Origin of the sequence: Tumidithrix helvetica PCC 7403 (genome assembly GCF_965232925.1) — a bacterium.
Lineage (GTDB): Bacteria > Cyanobacteriota > Cyanobacteriia > Pseudanabaenales > Pseudanabaenaceae > Tumidithrix > Tumidithrix helvetica.
The window spans coordinates 110,432-129,927 of sequence record NZ_CBDDRA010000012.1 but is presented as its reverse complement, the minus strand read 5'-3'; the positions used below and the strand labels follow the sequence as shown (position 1 = coordinate 129,927).

Sequence of the window (19,496 nt, the reverse complement as noted above, 5' to 3'; positions counted from 1 at the left end):
TCGCTCCCCGATCTTCGCTCTCTGACCTCCGCTCAACCTACGGGTGCTGAGCGGAGCAGAACTCAAAAGCATGGATTTGTCATCAATTCCTAGATTGTGCAGGACGATGGGTCTGATACGAACAAGCGAGAATCAAAGCAGATGCCTCTGCCGAGTCTGGAGACACCTGCGTTACGAGCTTATTGGGTGGAAAAGAGCGATTAATAATTTCCTTGCGGTTGTAATCGTAAGCAACAACTCCTTGCGTGCTTACTTCGCCTGTTTCACAGTTTCCGACTAAATGGGCTTTCACCAAGGCTAGACCTTGAACTTCGTTGGTATTAAATCGGGTATAGACTGCATAGGTTGTGGTTTCCCCTTGGATTTTAATCGAGGCAACATCAACATACTGATCGATCCCTGCTTTGGTTTGCGTTACCAAAACTAGTTGGGGCACTGAGGTTGGTGACTGCTTATGGCTGGGATTAGGAGTCAACTCCTCAGCGATCGCTACCGATGGTACAACCAATCCCAACAGCACCATTCCAAAGCAATGCAATGCTTTCATTACTACCTCTCCTCGCAAAGAATTTGCAGGTAAATATGGCAGTGGATTGTAGCAGCAGAAAGTGATAAACCTGAAGACTTGTGAAAAGTTGCCCCAACTTAGATAACCTGAGTGTTATCATACGCTGAACGCTAGGAGTGTCTGGGTAATCACCAGGCTGAGAAAACATCCTTAGAACCTGATTCGGCTCACACCGGCGTAGGAAAGCAAACAATTAAGGAAATTCTAAATTTTATGACTGGATCAAGCAATCATTCTGCTCCAACTCGTCGTGGGGCATATCGTGGCACTCAAATGCACTGTGCTCGTCAAGGAGACATCACAGAAGAAATGTACTATGTGGCTTGGCGAGAAAATTTGCCCGTTGAACTGATACGTTCAGAGGTCGCCAGAGGTCGGGCGATTATTCCAGCCAATAAAAACCATACCAACTTAGAGCCGATGACGATCGGGATTGCTTCTAAGTGCAAAGTCAATGCCAATATCGGGGCATCGCCCAATGTCTCAGACTTAAGTGAAGAAGTCGCAAAGCTAAATCTAGCCGTGAAGTATGGTGCGGACACCGTGATGGACTTGTCCACAGGTGGCGGCAATCTTGACGAAATTCGTACTGCAATCATCAATGCTTCGCCCGTGCCCATCGGTACAGTACCCATCTACCAAGCTTTAGAAAGCGTCCACGGCAATATCGAGAATCTTGCTCCAGAGGATTTCTTGCACATCATTGAAAAGCAAGCACAGCAAGGGGTTGACTATCAGACTATCCATGCTGGCATTTTGATCGAGCATTTGCCTCTCGTCAGAAATCGGCTTACAGGCATTGTTTCCCGTGGTGGCGGTATTCTGGCGCGATGGATGTTGCATCACCACAAGCAAAATCCTCTCTACACCCACTTTGGTGACATTATCGAAATCTTTAAGCGCTATGATGTGTCGTTCAGCTTAGGAGATTCTCTGCGTCCTGGCTGCACGCACGATGCCTCGGATGAGGCGCAGTTAGCCGAACTCAAAACCCTCGGTAAGCTGACTCGTCGCGCGTGGGAACATGATATTCAAGTCATGGTTGAAGGTCCCGGTCACGTACCGATGGATCAGATTGAATTTAACGTGCGCAAGCAAATGGAAGAATGCTCTGAAGCTCCTTTTTACGTGCTAGGACCTCTGGTTACAGACATTGCTCCAGGCTACGATCACATCACCAGTGCGATCGGGGCAGCGATGGCAGGTTGGTATGGTACGGCAATGCTTTGCTACGTCACACCTAAAGAACATTTAGGACTTCCCAATGCTGAAGATGTGCGTAACGGCTTGATTGCTTATAAAATTGCCGCCCATGCTGCGGATATTGCCCGTCATCGCCCTGGCGCACGCGATCGCGATGACGAACTTTCCCGCGCTCGTTATAACTTTGACTGGAATCGTCAGTTTGAGCTATCTCTCGATCCAGAACGGGCGAAGGAATATCACGACGAATCCCTGCCTGCCGACATTTACAAAACCGCTGAGTTTTGTTCTATGTGTGGGCCTAAATTCTGTCCAATGCAGACCAAGGTAGATGCGGATGCTCTCACGGAGCTAGAGAAGTTCCTTGCTAGGGAACCTGTCGCGCAAGCATAATTCATTCTTTCCCGTTTGAGATCGGTCTATCGTCTTAATAAAGCCCCTCTTCTTACTTTGGAAGAGGGGCTTTATATTTGGGATAAAATTGATTCAGAGTTCGCTCAAAGTTCTGAATTAAGCCTATACATCTTTCCATGTTCTACAAGGATTAAGATTTGAAAAGTATTTGGACAAAGTATACAGTCATGACTATTCACACATTTACTGTTACACGATTTCAATCATAGGCATGTCATTCTCTAAAGTTACAAACACTTTGAGATTTTAGAAATCATCTCAAAACCACAAGAATGTTTGGATAACATTTACAGGGATAACCACTATGACTTTTCCAGACTTACTTTTGAGAAAAAGTTCTCTTGCTTCACGTCGTACTTTGATGAAGTGGGGACTTGTTAGTTTGGGCACAGCAATGCTGACAGGAGTTCCTCAAGCATTAATGGCTCAACCCGGAAGCAGTATGAAGATGCTGACTTTTAACGCGGATGATTTTGGCATTCTCAACTTTGCTCTGTTATTAGAGGAACTGGAGGCAGCATTTTATCCAGCCGTAATTAAGAGTAACCAAATCACTGATGCCAAAGAACTCGATTATTTGAGTGCATTGGGCAACCATGAAGCCGCCCATGTTAAGTTCCTACGCGGTGTCTTAGGAAATAATGCCACGTTTCAAACTAGCGATCTGAGTTTCAACCGTCAGGGACTAAGTATGCTACTCAGCGATCGCAACAAAATCTTAAATACAGCAGTTACGTTAGAAGACTTGGGCATCCATGCCTATAACGGTGCAGGACCAAGCTTGACCAACCCAACCTATATTCTGGCAGCAGGTTCTATTGTTTCTGTCGAAGCTCGTCATGCCGCAGGAATGAGAGCCCTTTTGGGACGACCCACTACCGAATCAGACAACGAACGTCCGATCAGAAATGCTGACCTGCAAACAAATCTGAATCCATTTAAAGGTCGTGCTTACGACGAGTTGTACACGCCGAAGCAGATCGTCTCTGTGGTTAGCTCATTCGGAATATTGAACAACTCGATTAACGGTTCGTTAGTCGCTTAACCAAGGAGATCTTGAACTATGAAACTCTTTTTTAACGCGATCGCGCAACCAACAGGAATAACTTTCTTGCCTTATCACCACTTCTTTAGCAATCTACTCAGCCGATTGAGCCAAACTTTTCACAGTATCCTAGCTTCTGCGAAATATGCCGTGTTAATTTTTCTGCTCTCCTTAGCCTTTGCTCCAACTGTTTCTGCCTACGCTCAAAGTACAACTCAGAGCGATATCCTCACACCCCAGCAGGTAGTGGAATATGCCCTGACCTTAGAAAAGCTGGAAGCTGATTTTTATCGTCACGCCATTACCGCGACGCAAAGTGGTTCTCTAACAGGAGTTCCTGATGTCGCAAAAGCATTGCTGGCTTCCTATGGTGAGGATGAAATGCAACATGTTACTGACCTCTCATCTGTGTTGCGCTCACTAGGAGGTAACCCTGATGAGATCGCCATTCCAGCCAATCCAAATTACAGTGCTATTTTAAATCGCGACCCCTTTGCCAATCCTGCTGACCTCCTGCTTGCAGGACAATATGTTGAGGATCTAGGAGTCGCTGCTTACAAAGGACAGGTACAAAATTTACTGATGGCAGGTGAATCAGGTAAAACGGTGCTGGCTGCAGCCTTAGAGATTCATTCGGTGGAAGCTCGCCATGCCGCAGGTATCCGCTTCTTGAGACAAACGTTACTGGGTAACGATGTGCGTCCTTGGATTAGAGATGCCAGTGAGGTAATTTACAACGAAAATCGTGGTGATTCCCCTATTCCCTTCAGTTCTGAGGCATTTGACGGATATGCAACCAAAGAGGAAGTCATGGCATTGGTTAATCCAATTTTAACCACGCAACCATCGTCAACGGTTCCCAGTCCATCGGAGACTCCAAGCGGTCAACCTGCACCTGTTCAGGGGCTATGGTAAATCCTGTTGGGATTCAATCAAGGGATGTGTTACAAAAAACGAAAGTAGCACATTCCTCTCCTAGGATACATTCGCACCAGTGCGAATGTATCCTAGACCCGAGCTAATTCATACTCCACAAAAAATTTGGATATACAAACCATGTCTGAACCAATTGGACAAAAAATCAATACCAACCTTGAACAGGCAAAGGGAAAGGGGAAACTGAGAGTTGACAACATTCGAGAAATTGTCAGAGATGCAGTTTCTCAAACGATCTCGGAATTAAAAGAAGGTACAGGGGAGATTGGTCTGATTGTCAAAGATGCAGTTTCTGCCATGATTGCCGATTTGAAAGGAAGAGGACAGCATGACACTGAAGAAATAACAGCCTCTATTCAAGGAGCGATCGAGGGAGGTATTCATCAAAGACAGCAAGAAATCGATCGGCAACGCGCAAAATTACAAGAAATTCAAGCTCAGATTGATGAGCAACAAAAACAATTGGATCGAGAAGTTGGGATTGTCCTGATTAATATCGATGCCAACGCACCTGAGGACTCGATGAAGTCGGCAGTTGGTCAAGCGGTTAGCACCGTGAGAGAAAACCATGATTCAGTCAAGTTTCAGCAACAATATCTCAAGCTCAAATCCCAATTGGAAAGCTTGGATGAGAAGCTACTAGCTCGTTATGGCGATCGCTACGGTGAAGTCAAACACCAATGGGAAAATGCCAAAACTTGGTATCAAAAGACCAAAACCGAAGCAGAAGCGAGTGAAACTTTACCCTTACAGCAAAAGCAATCAGAACTTGAGAGCGATCTGGGCGATCTGGGTACGGTAATTGCTCGCAAAGAGCACGAGGTGAAAGAGCAATTAAAAGCGACGCTTCAAGCCCTTTGGCAGGGTAGAAAAGCTAAGCGCTGATTAAGGTCACGGAAATTACTTAGGAAATTAACGATGAAAATACTTCAAATTATTTTGGGAATTGTTGTGCCTCCCGTGGGCGTTTTTCTGTCCTATGGGTTCAGTAGCGCCTTGTTAATCAACATTGGGCTGACCTTATTAGGTTGGGTACCTGGAAGCATCCATGCTGTGTGGGCGATTACTAAGCATCAAGAACAAACGACAAATAACTAACTACGAAATTTATTAGGAGAAAAATATGCTCGGATACTTTTTTACCATTTTGGCAACTGCCTTAAGTCTACTTGTGGTTGACATTATTGTGCCAGGCGTAGACATTGCCAACTTTCCCTCAGCGATGTTGGCAGCGATCGTGATTGGACTAGTTAACTCTTCGATTAGACCCGTGCTTTCGGTTTTGTCGCTTCCTCTCACTTTTTTAACTTTGGGTGCTTTCTCTTTAGTGATCAATGGATTTTGTCTGTGGCTAGCTTCAATTCTCGTGCCTGGGTTCAGTATGAATGGGCTTTTGGCATTCATCCTTGCTCCCGTTATCCTATCTTTTGCCAGTACTTTCTTAAACAAATACTTTGCCGAAAGAGGAACAGAAAAATCTAATTCTACTAAATCTTAGGAATGAACAATGAACTTCCCTCAAAATGCTCGTAAGCTCTTCTCTGCATTCGCTCTAGCTTTTATCCTAATTTTTACGACTGCCTGTGGAGCGAGTACAACTCAATCCGTTCGTTCGATCGCCACAAATCAACCTGCAGAGTATGAACAGTTAGCTAGGGGCAACTCTGCCCAAGGACAGAACTTTGGCGATTGGGTAATTAAAACTAGCCAAGGCTTAATTAAAGATGTCTATGTGCGTGACAACAACAAATTGGGAGTTGTGATTTCACCTAAGGTTTTACCCAGCGATGTAAAGACTCTGGCAAAATCCTTAACTCAGGGCTTTCGCCATAACTTTCCCGATCGCGACTTTACGGTTTTAGTCTATGCACCAGATAAACAGTTGATTCTCACCGCTCATTACGATACCCAGTCAAAGCAAATTGAATATCAGCAGCCTAGCTGAGAGATTGACTATTAGAAAAACCAAGAGAGAATATGCCGAATACTAGTGATGAGTACAAACGCCAAGTGATGAAGGATTTGGCAGGGGGCGATAAAGAGCCCCTATCAGATGATGGCGAACAGTATCAGAGCTTTGATGACTTTGCCCAAAGATCTTCACGCGAAGAACGGCGAAGCCTCTTCAGCAACTTCTTCAACCACGATCGCATTCCAACCGCACAAATGGAACCTGAGTTGCAAAAAGCGATCGCTCAAATCAAGCCCAACGAACAGAAAAATGTTGCAAAGGAGTTTTTAAACAACCTGAAGAAGAGGGGGCTAAGCGATCGGGATCTAGAAAAACAATTGGATCTGACTACCCACGATCCCAATCGGATGAAAGCTGAAGATGTGAGCAAGTTAGCTAGTTTTGCCTATCACGCTCACCCTGACATTTTTCATGATGTACTGGCGGATCGACCTGCTCTAGTTATGTTTCTTAGCAATCCTATCGTTGGTGCTGCTTTGGGAGCGATCGCGGCAAAGTGGATCGGTAAGAAATAACTTATCTTACAGTCCCTTCCATCTCATACCAAACACTTTAGAGGAAAATCAAGATGAATAGTAATCAAGATATGGTTGAAGTTGAAGCCGATCGGAATGATGCAAATCGCGATCCCATTTCTGGTGAACCGGGAGCCCATCCCCTAGGGACGGGAGTGGGAGCCGCAGGAGCGGGCACGATCGCAACCGTAGTCGGTGGCGTAGTCGGTGGACCGGTCGGAGCAGTCGTGGGAGCCTTGGTAGGTTCGGTGATTGGGGGATTGGCAGGTAAAGAGACGGCTGAAGGGGTGAATCCTACATTTGAAGATAATCATTGGCGCGAAAATTACGCCACTCGTCCCTATGCTGACCCAACTTTGCAATATGAAGACTACCAACCTGGCTATCGCATTGGTTATGAAGGTTACGCTCACTATGCTCATACGGGTCGAAGCTACAACGATCTCGAACCCGAACTAAGGCGCGATTATGAGAACACTCACGGCGATACGCGCATACATTGGGAAAAAGCCAAACATGCGGTGCGAGATGCTTGGGAACAAGCTGCTACATCAGCAAAGAAGTAGCGATATATTTCGTTCCTAAATTACAGATCGGAGATTCTTTTTTTGCCCAGAATCGTAGGGATAATCATGAACTGCCGCTACTGAACAAATAACATTAGGCTCACATGCGTCCCTTTATCCTTCGGATTATGAATTCGCTCAGAGGTTCCCGTAATACGTTTCCTTATGAATATGTCGATGACGATATCAGCAATCGGCGGGTTGAAGCTCTTATTGACGGGGCTTTTGCGATCGTGTTAACGCTGTTAGCACTAGAGATCAAATCCCCCCATGCCGATTCCGATCTGAAACTGACCGAGGCGTTAATTGCGCTTAGTCCTAAGATCTTTGCTTATTTTTTGAGCTTTATTATTTTAGGATTGCTGTGGTTTGGGCATCAAATGATGGCGCATTATGTCAAACGATCCGATCGCAACCATATTCTGCTTAATCTTCTATTTTTGATGTTTGTTGCCTTGATTCCTTTTTCTACAGCGCTCTTGGGAGAAAATCTGCAATATCATTCTGCCACGATCGTCTATGGGGTAAATTTATTCATTACAGGCTTAATTCAGTACTTGCACTGGGAATATATGTCTAGCCAAAATCGCCTCATCGATTCCGAACTAGATCGCAGGATCGTGCGGTCAGTTCAAAAAACTTTCCTAGCGATTCCTCTGGTCTGCGGTCTTGGCATTGGTGTTTCTTTTGTGAGCATTCCTGCGGGATTGTTGCTATATGGCTTAAGCACAGCATTTGGCGCGAGTAGAATGACCGCAATTTTCCATCGTTCTCACTATCCCCATGCCTAGGGAACCATCAGTTTGGGAGATGAAAACCTGAAATGCCATACCTTCCAACCATCCCCACCCTACCCTTCGAGAAGTCATACCAATTTCTCTTGAATTTGCGCTAGAAAAAAGGTGCGAGAATTCGTCTGTTGTCTATCTTGTCTCCTTCACAAATAATAGCGGGATAAGTGCGATCGCGCGGGCGATCGCAGACAGAAAGAATACACCCCACAAGCCTTCGTAGTGCGCGAACTGAGCGAGGAAACTACCAGCGGTTGTGCCTAAAGCGCCGCTAACTCCTGCGCTCGCTGCGGCAATTGCAAAAAAAGTCGCCCGATACTGCATCGGTGCAATATCGATCTGGATATTATTGCTACAGAGATCGATCGCGCTCCAAGTTCCTCCCCAAACGATATGGAACAAAGCCAGATAGATAAATAAATGTGCCTGCAAGGGCGCAGTATTGGTGAGCAGCCAGAATAGAGGTGTGGCAGCGATCGCAATTCCCGCACATAGCAATAGGGGACGGTTGCCTAAGCGATCGCTCAGTCGTCCCCAGACCAATAGCATCACCATATTTGCGCCAATGTAGAGGGTATTAAACAAAGTGACCCAAGTTACCTCTAAGCCCAAATCATCCAGCATATAAAGATTAAAAAACGGAGCGCTGAGATTGAGGGCAAATCCCCATAGGGCAGCGTAAAGCAGAAAGATCGCGAGGTTGCGATCGCCAAAAAGAGCGGATAGATCCTTGTATAGGGAAGGGTTCTCCTGTTGGCATTCCTGCGGATTGATATCCACCATAAATTGCTGGCAGCCCAAGCTCACTATCCCTGCCACAATGCCAACACCCAAGACAATGCCATAGCCTGCAATCTCTCCTTCTTTCCATTCCGACACTACCAAACTTGCGATCGGTAAGCAGAGTAGACTAGCCAAATTACTCACAAGATAGCGAACGCTATAGTAGCGCCCCCGTAATTGCGCGGGTACTAGGGCAGCAAGCCAAGTCATCCATGATGCACTGCCTAACGCCCCAAGAATATTGGAGCTAAATATTAACGCTAGGGTCAAGTACACCAGTTGCCTAGGGCGATCGGCGTCAAAAATAATGCCTAAAAGCAGCAACAGCCACAATAATCGTGCAGGTAGAAATATCCACAGCCCATAGAAACAACGGCTATGGGTGCGATTGGATAGCAGGGCTCCTAGGGGTTGCAAAAGATTTGCCAGCATCGGCACGGAAGACAACATACCAATTTCCACTGGATTAGCGCCAAGGTCTAGTAGAAATTTGTTGAGTAAAACGCCACCAGTCACGCTGTTAAAGACTGCCGCCAGACCTCCATCGATCGTGGAAGATCGAAGGCTATTGCGCATGGAGACTCTTGGTTTGATGCTTTCAACTAAAGAGGTGCTTAGGGCAGAGTTGTCAAAAGATTCCTCAATCATCGGTTCGCCATTGACAGTTGCCAACAAGCTAGGGATAGAAGCCCTAAACTAATCGCCCAAAGGAAAATCATCCACAACGCGATCGCTGCTCCATTAACACCGATTCCAGAATCATCCAATGCAGTATAGGTCAAAGGATTAGAATTTCCTGGAGATAAATTCATAGGTAATTTTCATAATTAGAATCTCACAAACTCGTATAAACCGCCGCGCTGAAGCGCCTGTTGATATGCTGGACGTTGATGAATGCGATCCAGAAAAGACATCAGCCTAGGACGACTCGTATTTAGTCCACCCCTCGCCGCTGCCGCCTCTAGCGGGAAACTCATCTGGATATCAGCGGCAGTAAATTCGTTACCCGCAAACCATTCAGTTTTTCCCATCTCTGCCTCTAGGAAATCTAGGTGTAGTGTAATTTGAGGTTCAATAAACGAGCTTTTGACACGACCAGCGATCGCTCTGGCAATCGGACGTATAAAAAAAGGCATTGACTGCTTCTCAATTTGGTCGAAAACAAGTTTGAGTAGTAACGGTGGCATTGCTGAGCCTTCGGCGTAATGGAGCCAGTAGGTGTAACGCAACCGTTCTGGGGTACGTGGCGCAGGAATAAGCTGTCCGTTGCCGTAGCGTTCAACGAGGTATTCGATAATTGCTCCAGATTCTGCCAAGGTTAGTCCGTCGTCAGTAATCACTGGCGACTTACCAAGCGGATGCACTTGACGCAGTGATGCTGGTGCTAGCATAGTTTTGGGGTCGCGCTCGTAGCACTTGATTTCGTATTCTAATTTGAGTTCTTCTAGAAGCCAAAGCACGCGCTGAGAACGGGAATTGTTTAAGTGGTGGACGATTATCATTAGGTTCCTTCCTTATAAGTTTTTGCCCACAGATGTAAACTGGCATTAGAGAAGTGAATCTTCCTCAAATCTCAAGCTTGGCAGAATTTTATTGTGTAACAAATCTCGAATCTCGTTGTCTCTAAGCATCAATGCCTGCGCTAATTCAATTAGCATAACTTGAATCTGCGATCGATTCATCTTTTGAATAGAATCTTCCACTATTTCCATTTGGAATTCTTGTTCCAGAGTCAAACTCAATCTTAAGTTTGGCAGAATTTCATTATTTAGCAAATCCTGAATCGCGTTGTCTTTAATCATCACGATTCGCGCTAGTTCGACGATCAGATCTCCCATTTGCGATCGATTCATCTGCTGAACGGAATCTTCCACTAATCTCATTTGGAATTCTTGTTCTAGAGTCAGGCTAAGTGAGTCAATATTCATGGTAAACCTCTCAATAAGTAAGCCGAGAATAGCAAGACAAATTTATGAGTTTTCCCATTAGCAACGAAATAAGGATTTGCTCCTGATTAAGCTTGCGGAATGCTTGCATGAGTCGAATTATTCTGCAATCATCCTGACAGGTTGTCGGGTTATTTCATGCATGAATTGACTCAATTGATTGATAGCGACACAAAACTTAGGAATATCAGGGACTTAAGTCCATATTGGTTGCAAATTTACTTAAAATTGGGATAAAACTGGGAAAGAAGGAATGCAATAGCTCCCTCAACTATAGCGATTCTTAATTGTTTGCGAACGCGGTATGGGCTTCCAGTTCGTGCAGGCAAGATGCCTGCGCTACAAATTAATGACAACTCATTTAGGATTGCTATGGTGGTTTTGCGTTTGGATAACTTTAGGTATAGCTATATTTCTTGATGAACCAAGTTTTGACAAATTGAGTTAAGACGCAATAGCAGGTAAGGATTAAAGCCAGCCAGAGAAAATAAACGGCTGGTAAGGGAACAAACCCTAAACTGGTGGCAAGGGGAGAAAAGGGTAAATACATACCTACACCCATTACAGTAGCGGTAATCATGAGCATGGGTAAAGAAGCCCGACTTTGGAAAAAAGGAACTTTAGCCGTGCGAATGACATGGACTATCAGCGTTTGAGTCATCAGGCTTTCCACAAACCACCCCGTTTGGAACAAGGCTTGATGCTCTTTAGAATTCGCTCCAAATACAAACCACATCAGGGCATAGGTGGCATAGTCAAAGATGGAGCTAATCGGGCCGATGAATATCATAAATCGCTGAATATTATCAATTTTCCACTTTGGCGGCTTCACCAATTCTTCTCGATCCACATCATCAAAGGGGATGCCCGTTTGCGAAAAGTCGTAGAGCAGATTATTGATCAATATCTGCACGGGCTGCATTGGTAAAAATGGTAGGATCGCACTCGCGCCCAAGACACTAAACATATTGCCAAAGTTAGAGCTAGTACCCATTCTGATGTATTTGATGATATTCGCAAAGGTCTTGCGACCTTCAACCACTCCAGAGCTTAGGACTAACAGATTTTTTTCTAATAAAATGATATCTGCCGACTCCTTAGCAATATCGACTGCCGTATCCACGGAAATACCCACATCCGCTTCCCTTAAAGCCGCCGCATCATTGATCCCATCTCCCATATATCCCACAATCGTGCCTTTCTTTCGCAGCACCTGAATCACTTTGGCTTTTTGGGTGGGAGAGAACTTCGCAAAAATCGTTGTGGTGGCTGCGACTTCGGCTAACCGATCGTCGGATAAAGATTCAATCTCACTGCCTAATAAAACATGATGGACGGGCAAGCCCACATCTTTAGAGATTTTTCGAGTAATCACTTCATTGTCGCCTGTTAAAATTTTGACATCGACGCCAGAGCGCTTCAGGGCTTTAATCGCCTCTGCCGCAGAATCTTTGGGCGGATCGAGAAAGGCAATGTTCCCTAATAGAACCAGATCGCTTTCGTCAGCGATCGCATAATGGGATTGATCCTTTGGCATCACCTTGTAGGCAACGGCAATTACCCGCAATCCATCGGCGTTGAGTGCTTGTTGTAAGTCAGCTACCTTTTTACGGGCTGATTCATCCATCGCTACAACCTCGTCATTGACTTTGAGTTGGGTGCAAACTTTTAGGATTTCTTCCACTGCACCTTTGCAAATTAGCACATGCTGTTTCCCCATTTCTTCGATCACGACAGACATGCGACGGCGCACAAAGTCAAAGGGAATTTCGTCAAATTTCTGGTAGTTTTTCTCAATTTCTAAAGATTCGAGTTCGCGATCGTGTTCGAGAACGGCGATATCCAACAAGTTTTTTAAACCCGTCTGATAAAAGCTATTGAGATAGGCATATTTGAGCACATCGGTACTCTCTTGACCGTAGGGGTCTAAGTGCCGTTGCAAGACGATTCTATCTTGGGTCAGCGTCCCTGTTTTGTCCGTACAGAGAATATTCATGGAGCCAAAATCTTGAATCGCATCAATATTTTTGACAATCACCTTTTTATCAGACATCGAGATCGCTCCCTTCGCCAAATTAGCCGTGACAATCACAGGTAACATTTCAGGAGCCAGTCCCACCGCCACAGATAAAGAGAAGGTGAAGGCTTCGACCCAATTGCCTTTAACGATTCCATTGATTAAAAAGACGAGGGGAGCCATGATCAGCATGAAGCGCAACAGCAGCATGGTGACGCCATTCACCCCTTTATCAAAGCTGGTGCGGGGTTTGCGCCGACTGACAGTTTTAGCCAAGGATGCCAAATAGGTATGCCTGCCAGTTTCGGCGACAACGGCGGTTCCCGAACCACTCACGACTGCCGTACCCATAAAACAGAGATTCGCTAGTTCTAAGGGATTTTTCTCCTTGTCATCGGGGAGTTCTACGTGCTTTTCGGCGGGCAGAGACTCTCCAGTGAGGGTAGATTGGCTGAGAAATAAATCCTTTGCCGCAATCAGCCTGACATCGGCTGGGATCATATCTCCTGCCGACAGAAAAATAACATCCCCAGGCACAAGCAACTTCACTGCAATTTCTTTGCCTGCGTTTGCCCCCTTTACTTCTTTCGTTTCAGATTTTGGAGCCGTATTTTGTATGGCATCTTGGCGACTCACCGTAGCAGTTGAACTCACCATTTCTCGCAGCTTTTCGGCAGCTTTGTTCGATTGAAATTCTTGGGAGAAGCGCAGCAATCCCCCAAAAATCACCATGATGAAAATGATTGCGGCGGCAGTCGTACTCCCTGTCAACAGTGAAATCACCGCGAGAACGATGAGTAACAGCGACAGGGGATTTGTTACCGTTTTCAGCAGTTGGATATGCCATGCGATCGGTTTTTCGCGAGCGATTTCATTCAGCCCATATTTCTCTAGCCGTTGCTTGGCTTCACGATCGCTCAGCCCCTTTAGCGAAGTATCGAATAAGTGTAAAACTCCATCCACATCACAGTTCGCCATTTCGATCAGCGCTTTGGATGACTCCACATCTGAGCTAGATCTTGTTTTAGGCTTTTTGGGTGCATCGGTAGCTTTGCCTAATCGCGTCATAAAATCATTTCCTTTGGTTGGTCAAATCAACTGATAACCTTGCTATTTCGCGTACTCTAAGCGATCGCTGTTTGATTTACTGAATGAATTGATTGATTACGATATAGAACCTATATGATGACATCTTACTTCTAAGGTTTGAAATGATTTCAATACAACTCATTCAATTCCAACACTCCTTGCAACATGATTTCAAACATCCCTATGTCATAGTATTTGAGATCGAAGAGATAATTAAACGCTCGCTTTAATCGCAGCAATCTATAGGACACCTCTATTAATTGACTTATTCTCAATAACAAGAGTCTGAAACCTTGAGGCTTCGTTTAAATTCTCAATTATTTTGAATTTCTTGAGGTGCCCTATAGCTAACCAATATAGGGATTCAATAGATGAAATGGCTTGTAACGATCGCTGCTTTGATTTTGATTGGCATTGGACTTGCCATTGTTTATGGTAAATATCGATGGCAGCTAGATACTGCTAATCTACGGGCTAAGTTTGCCAATGAACGCCAGATCGTTAAGCCCAAATTTTATCGCGAAGAAGAGCTTGAAGGTCTGCCGACACCTGTGCAACGATTCTTTCGGAAAGTGTTGAAAAACGGACAGCCTATGATTGCTGCGGTGAAGGTCATGCATCGAGGTCAGTTCAACATGAGCGAAACAGAAGTGAAGTGGAATCCTTTTACCTCAACACAAGTTGCGATCGCTCAGCCTCTTGGCTTTGATTGGGATGGGCATATCCAAATGGCTCCAGGTGTGAATGCATTCGTTCACGATACCTATCTACTAGGGAAAGGCAACTTACATGCATCATTACTCGGGTTGTTCGTGCTTGCCCATTTGCACGATACCCCTGAGCTAAACCAAGGCGAATTGCTCCGATTCTTTGCCGAAGCAGCGTGGTATCCCACAGCACTTTTGCCCAGTCAGGGCGTGTGCTGGGAAGCGATCGATGACCTCTCTGCCCGTGGGACTCTGACCGATGGTGCAACCACAGCCTCCCTCGTATTTCGGTTTAATGCTGACGGGGCGATCGATAGCGTTCGTGCAGACGCTCGGTATGGAACCTTTGGTGGCAAGCTGCTAGCGATGCCTTGGAACTGCCGATTTGGTGAATACACAGTACAGCATGGGATGTCTATTCCCTTATATGGCGAAGTGGAATGGGAGCGTCCAGAAGATACCTGGCTGTATTTTAAAGGGCAAATCACAGAAATTGACTACGAGTTTGTGTCATGAGCTCATCTAGCATAATCAGCCATGATTCGTCGCTAGAGGTGAAATTGAACAAATAAAGCGTGAGATTGAATCTGCCTAAGGCAATCTAGCTATGAAGGAGGCATCCATGTTTAAGTCAAAGGCGCGAACGTTCTGGCAAACTTATGACTGTTAGCACTGCACCTATATTATCTCCTACCCTAAAAAATCGGATTACGATTCATGTGCGGAACCTGCATAGACACTATGGCAAAACGATCGCCATTCGAGGCATCGATCTAGATGTACGGCAAGGTGAACTATTTGGGTTGATTGGAGCCGATGGTGCTGGTAAGACTACGACCTTCAACATTCTAGGCGGGGTCATGGAGGCAACGGCAGGTACAGTGCAAATTTTGGGGTTGTCTCCGAGGGAGGCTCGTAACTACTCAGGGTATCTGACCCAGCAATTTTCGCTCTATCCCGATCTGAGCGTTGACGAAAACATTAACTACAGTGCTGGACTCCGATTAGTGCCAGAAAATCAACTGGAAGCGCGACGCAATAAATATCTCACGTTGATGCAGTTGGAGCGGTTTCGCGATCGCTTGGCTGGAAAGCTTTCGGGTGGGATGAAGCAAAAATTAGCCCTTTGTTGTGCTTTGATTGCCGAACCCCAAGTTCTGTTGCTCGACGAGCCTACGACAGGAGTTGATACGGTGGCGCGACGAGAGTTTTGGGATATTCTGGCAGGACTTACTAGGCAGGGGATTACGGTCATTGTTGCTACGCCCGACCTAGACGAAGCGGAACGGTGCGATCGCGTTGCCTTACTCCACAATGGCGAGATTCAACAAATGAATACGCCATCTGCCTTGAAAGCTAAACTAGGGCTGCAACGGCTTGTGATTCGCACACCAGAACTACTTGAAACGGAACAGATGTTAAGACAAGCGATCGATCCGTTGCAGGGACAAATTGCCGATGTGGCAACCTTTGGCGATCGTGTCGAAGTGTTAGTCCGAGATTCCAAGTACGGCGAGATTCAAGTCCGCGACCTGCTCGATCTCCATCAAGTGTCCTACGATCGCATCCAGCCCGAAGAACCGACCTTAGAAAATGTTTTTGTCACGCTTTTACGACGGAAAGGATCTGTGCCACAATCGATCCCTTTTCCCCGACACAATATGTCGGGGGAGCAAGGGCAAGGGAAAGGCGCTAAGATTGCGATCGCTGCCCATAATCTCAATCGTATCTTTGGGAATTTCCATGCGGTGAACGAGCTAAACCTCGATATTCACTACGGCGAAGTGTATGGATTGCTCGGTGCAAATGGTGCTGGAAAAACTACCGCAATTAAAATGCTGTGTGGCCTCTTACCCGTTAGTTCGGGTGAGGTTTCGCTGGCGGGAGAAACGGGCAATCTCCGAAGCCCAGAACTGAGACAGCAGATTGGCTACATGAGTCAGAAATTTACCCTCTATGATGACCTGACCATTCTCGAAAATTTACAGTTTTACAGTGGGGTTTATGGCATTCCTCAGCGACAGCAACATGAAAAAATCAAATGGGTACTCGCAACCTGTGGACTGGAAGGACAAGAACATCTCTTGACGCGACAACTCCCAGGGGGATGGAAACAGCGTGTTTCCTTTGGAGCCTGCGTGATGCACGAACCGAAGATTTTATTTTTAGATGAGCCCACTTCAGGAGCCGATGTGCTGGCAAGGCAACAGTTCTGGCAATTGATTAATGAGTTTGCCCGCAATGGTACAGCGATTCTCGTGACGACACACTACATGAACGAGGCGGAACAGTGCAATCGCCTTTGTTTTATGGTAGCGGGGCGCAAAGTCACCGAGGGATCTGCGAGTGAAATTAAAGCAGCTCAGCCAGGGCAGCTATTTGAACTGCATGTCGAACAATTACAGGAGAGTTACGATCGCTTACGGCAACACTTAGAACCTTGGCGCGTATCCATCTTTGGCGATCGCCTCCATATCGTGCTAGATCGTCCCGATCTGGAACTTCCTCAAGTCAAATCGCTACTGCAAAGTGCCAATTTATCCTTCTCCGATCTGCAATCAATCCCATTCTCTTTAGAAGATGCCTTTATTGGTGAAGTTCAACGGGCAGGAGGAGCGCCGCCATGACGATCCGTCGCATTCGCAATCAGTTCTTTAAGGAATTAGAGCAGTTTCAGCGCGATCACTTGGGGGTTGCGCTGGCATTTATTTTGCCTGTGATTGCCCTTTTAATTATCGGTTTTGCGATTCGGTTAGAAGCCAGAAATATTCCCTTGGTGGTGCGCGATCTAGATCGAACCACGCTCAGTCGCAGCTATATCGAACGGCTCTATGCCACCAATCTATTTGTTCCGACAATTTGGCGGGGCGATCGCTTTCCCGATGCGATCGATCGCGGTAGTGCCCTCGTTCAAATCAATATTCCCGTTGGATTTAGTGCGAATGTAGCAGCAGGTAGAGCCGGGGATTTGCAGGTTGTCATTGATGGTAGCGATGTGATCAATGCTCGCGTGGTTCGATTAGCCATCCAAGGCACAACGCTATCGGTTCTGCAAAATCAGCTTGGCAAACTTGCCGATGAGTTAGGCGTCGTTGCTCAGGTGCGACTCTGGTTCAACCCCGGGCGGCAAGAGTCGTTGTTTATTGTGCCTGGAAGTTATGGTGTGATTTTGGCGATTTTCCCACCCTTGCTGATTGCGATCGCGTTGGTTCGAGAAAAAGAACAAGGCACGATCTTACAACTCTATGCTTCTAGCTTGAGCGCTTTTGAATTACTAATGGGCAAATCGCTGGCATATACTGTTATCGGTCTAGGAGAGGCGGTAATTCTGTTTGTTGTAGGATTTCTATTGTTTGGAGTTCGCACGATCGGCGATCCCACGCCTTTGATAGTTGGCACTGTCATTTTCATGTTGGCAACGGTGCAACTGGGCTTGATTATCGGGATTTTTACCACGACGCAAAGTGCAGCAGTACAGGCGATCGGAACCATTAAGGTCTTGACGGCTTTTCTACTGGCTGGATTTCTTTTTCCCCTCAATAGCGTTCCGTTTCCATTCTCGCTTGTATCTTACTTGGTTCCTGTTCGCTACTACATTGAACTCTGTCGAGACGTATTTATTCGTGGATCGGGATGGCTAGGAACGGGGCATTTAACGATCGCTCTTTTACTCTTGGGCATGGTCGAATTTGCGATCGCTTGGTGGGGAATGCGCCGAATGCAATTGTCTGGTTGAATGTGATTTATGGCTGTGTCTCACCTGAAAGCATCATTGACGAATCGTTAGGAGATAACCATCATGGAAAGGGGAATATGTTAAGCCGCCGTTTGCTTGCACTACTCATTAAGGAATCTACTGAACTGCTGCGAAACCGACAGTTGGTGATTTTCTTGACCCTCGCACCCATTCTCTCGATGGTCATTTTTGGCTATGTTCTAAACTCCAACGTGAATCATTTACGACTAAGCATCTTAGACCAAAATCAAGGGGCAATGAGTCGCGATTTCATCAATGCCTTTACTGAAAACCATATCTTTCTCATCGATCGCTATTCCAACACGCAGCAAGATTTAACGCAACAGGTTGCCCAGGGGAAAGTCGATGCTGGTCTGATGATTCCTCCCACATTCAGCCGAGATCTACTTCAGACAGGCAAAGCCGAAGTCGGATTTGTGATTGACGGGATTAATGCTTATAGTTCGGGCTTGGCAAAGGGCTATGTTGCCCAGATTACAACCCAGTTCAATCTCAGTCTTCTGAAACAATATCAGCCCCTTTCCCTTGATTTCAAGCTTCCGATCCAGCCACAGATTACATTTCGCTATAATCCAGGAACCCTTGATAGCTGGTTCTTTGTCCCGGGAGTGATTGGCGCAATTATGACATTGAGCGCCATCTTAGCCGCCGCAGTAGAAGCCGTGCGGGAAAAAGATCAGGGTACGCTAGAGCAGCTCTTGATGACTCCAGTCGCTTCTACATCGATTCTGATTTCTAAAATCGTACCAATCTCTGGCTTGTTAAGCGTTACCTTACTGATGTGCTTTGCTACGGCGCATTGGATTTTCCAAATCCCATTTCGGGGTAATGTTTTTCTACTGCTAATCTTCTCAATTCTGTTTATTCAAATTGGTGTATCGATTGGACTGGCAATTTCCGCATTTTCAAAAAATAAATTGCAAACGATTCTGATTGGTATCTTCTTAAATATTCCAATCATTTTGCTGGGGGGTGCCGTAACATCCATTAACAGTATGCCTCTTCTATTTCGTTGGATTGCCCAGATGAATCCACTGTACCATTATCTAATTATTCTACGGGGCATTTTGCTTAAGGGCGTTGGTTTAGAGGTTTGGGGGGTAAATGCGATCGCGATGTTTTTATTTGCCGTGACAACGCTTTTCGTGAGTGCAAGACATTATCGAAGTCAACTGAACTAGATTCCA

General features: G+C 45.8%; 20 protein-coding genes and 1 riboswitch. Of the genes, 14 read left to right on the top strand and 6 right to left on the bottom strand.

Annotation, left to right across the window (positions count from 1 at the left end; genetic code table 11):
- Positions 1-82: 82 nt before the first annotated feature.
- Positions 83-547 carry a surface-adhesin E family protein gene (locus tag ACP2WE_RS12985; RefSeq protein ID WP_425215978.1) on the bottom strand — a complete coding sequence of 155 codons (465 nt, stop codon included), beginning with the start codon at positions 545-547 and terminating at the stop codon, positions 83-85.
- A 123-nt stretch (positions 548-670) separates the two neighbouring features.
- Positions 671-769, top strand: a riboswitch (TPP riboswitch).
- A gap of 12 nt (positions 770-781) precedes the next feature.
- On the opposite strand from ACP2WE_RS12985, the gene thiC reads away from it, so the two are divergent.
- The 10 genes from thiC (at position 782) to ACP2WE_RS12935 (ending at position 8,010) form a co-directional block, all read left to right on the top strand.
- Complete coding sequence (gene thiC / locus ACP2WE_RS12980; protein ID WP_425215977.1) at positions 782-2,164, top strand: phosphomethylpyrimidine synthase ThiC; 1,383 nt, start codon at positions 782-784, stop codon at positions 2,162-2,164.
- A 325-nt stretch (positions 2,165-2,489) separates the two neighbouring features.
- Entirely contained in the window at positions 2,490-3,230 is a 741-nt protein-coding gene (locus tag ACP2WE_RS12975; protein ID WP_425215976.1) for a ferritin-like domain-containing protein, read from the top strand.
- A gap of 18 nt (positions 3,231-3,248) precedes the next feature.
- The gene (locus tag ACP2WE_RS12970) at positions 3,249-4,145 is read left to right on the top strand and encodes a ferritin-like domain-containing protein (protein WP_425215975.1); all 897 of its coding nucleotides are present in this window, start codon (positions 3,249-3,251) and stop codon (positions 4,143-4,145) included.
- A 141-nt stretch (positions 4,146-4,286) separates the two neighbouring features.
- Positions 4,287-5,051: a histidine kinase gene (locus tag ACP2WE_RS12965; RefSeq protein ID WP_425215974.1), complete on the top strand. Its 765-nt coding sequence runs from the start codon at positions 4,287-4,289 to the stop codon at positions 5,049-5,051.
- 33 nt (positions 5,052-5,084) lie between these two features.
- Entirely contained in the window at positions 5,085-5,264 is a 180-nt protein-coding gene (locus ACP2WE_RS12960) for a YqaE/Pmp3 family membrane protein (RefSeq protein WP_330485721.1), read from the top strand.
- Between the two features lie 25 nt (positions 5,265-5,289).
- On the top strand, positions 5,290-5,664 hold the full coding sequence (locus ACP2WE_RS12955) for a phage holin family protein (protein WP_425215973.1): 375 nt from the start codon (positions 5,290-5,292) through the stop codon (positions 5,662-5,664).
- Positions 5,665-5,673: 9 nt separating this feature from the next.
- Positions 5,674-6,111, top strand: a complete 438-nt coding sequence (locus ACP2WE_RS12950; protein ID WP_425215972.1) for a hypothetical protein — start codon at positions 5,674-5,676, stop codon at positions 6,109-6,111.
- Positions 6,112-6,143: 32 nt separating this feature from the next.
- The gene (locus ACP2WE_RS12945; RefSeq protein WP_425215971.1) at positions 6,144-6,653 is read left to right on the top strand and encodes a hypothetical protein; all 510 of its coding nucleotides are present in this window, start codon (positions 6,144-6,146) and stop codon (positions 6,651-6,653) included.
- A gap of 53 nt (positions 6,654-6,706) precedes the next feature.
- Positions 6,707-7,219, top strand: coding sequence for a hypothetical protein (locus ACP2WE_RS12940; RefSeq protein WP_425215970.1), 513 nt, complete (start codon positions 6,707-6,709; stop codon positions 7,217-7,219).
- 104 nt (positions 7,220-7,323) lie between these two features.
- Positions 7,324-8,010 (top strand): TMEM175 family protein, encoded by a 687-nt coding sequence (locus ACP2WE_RS12935; RefSeq protein WP_425215969.1) that lies wholly within the window; start codon positions 7,324-7,326, stop codon positions 8,008-8,010.
- A 132-nt stretch (positions 8,011-8,142) separates the two neighbouring features.
- Here ACP2WE_RS12935 and ACP2WE_RS12930 read toward each other — a convergent pair whose 3' ends face one another.
- The 5 genes from ACP2WE_RS12930 to mgtA all read right to left on the bottom strand — a co-directional run bounded on the left by ACP2WE_RS12930 (position 8,143) and on the right by mgtA (position 13,824).
- Positions 8,143-9,369, bottom strand: a complete 1,227-nt coding sequence (locus tag ACP2WE_RS12930; protein WP_425215968.1) for an MFS transporter — start codon at positions 9,367-9,369, stop codon at positions 8,143-8,145.
- Positions 9,370-9,437: 68 nt separating this feature from the next.
- Entirely contained in the window at positions 9,438-9,605 is a 168-nt protein-coding gene (locus tag ACP2WE_RS12925) for a hypothetical protein (protein ID WP_425215967.1), read from the bottom strand.
- A 15-nt stretch (positions 9,606-9,620) separates the two neighbouring features.
- The gene (locus ACP2WE_RS12920; protein WP_425215966.1) at positions 9,621-10,295 is read right to left on the bottom strand and encodes a glutathione S-transferase; all 675 of its coding nucleotides are present in this window, start codon (positions 10,293-10,295) and stop codon (positions 9,621-9,623) included.
- 45 nt (positions 10,296-10,340) lie between these two features.
- A complete protein-coding gene (locus ACP2WE_RS12915; protein ID WP_425215965.1) occupies positions 10,341-10,721 on the bottom strand; it encodes an NblA/ycf18 family protein in 381 nt (126 codons plus the stop codon).
- A gap of 415 nt (positions 10,722-11,136) precedes the next feature.
- Positions 11,137-13,824, bottom strand: a complete 2,688-nt coding sequence (gene mgtA / locus ACP2WE_RS12910; RefSeq protein WP_425215964.1) for a magnesium-translocating P-type ATPase — start codon at positions 13,822-13,824, stop codon at positions 11,137-11,139.
- A gap of 392 nt (positions 13,825-14,216) precedes the next feature.
- Between mgtA and ACP2WE_RS12905 the strand changes: the two genes are divergently transcribed.
- The 4 genes from ACP2WE_RS12905 to ACP2WE_RS12890 all read left to right on the top strand — a co-directional run bounded on the left by ACP2WE_RS12905 (position 14,217) and on the right by ACP2WE_RS12890 (position 19,490).
- Complete coding sequence (locus tag ACP2WE_RS12905; protein ID WP_425215963.1) at positions 14,217-15,068, top strand: DUF6920 family protein; 852 nt, start codon at positions 14,217-14,219, stop codon at positions 15,066-15,068.
- A 143-nt stretch (positions 15,069-15,211) separates the two neighbouring features.
- Entirely contained in the window at positions 15,212-17,179 is a 1,968-nt protein-coding gene (locus ACP2WE_RS12900) for an ATP-binding cassette domain-containing protein (protein WP_425215962.1), read from the top strand.
- The gene (locus tag ACP2WE_RS12895; RefSeq protein ID WP_425215961.1) at positions 17,176-18,288 is read left to right on the top strand and encodes an ABC transporter permease; all 1,113 of its coding nucleotides are present in this window, start codon (positions 17,176-17,178) and stop codon (positions 18,286-18,288) included. Before ACP2WE_RS12900 ends, ACP2WE_RS12895 begins: the two co-directional genes overlap by 4 nt.
- A complete protein-coding gene (locus ACP2WE_RS12890; protein ID WP_425215960.1) occupies positions 18,186-19,490 on the top strand; it encodes an ABC transporter permease in 1,305 nt (434 codons plus the stop codon). Before ACP2WE_RS12895 ends, ACP2WE_RS12890 begins: the two co-directional genes overlap by 103 nt.
- Positions 19,491-19,496: the final 6 nt, after the last annotated feature.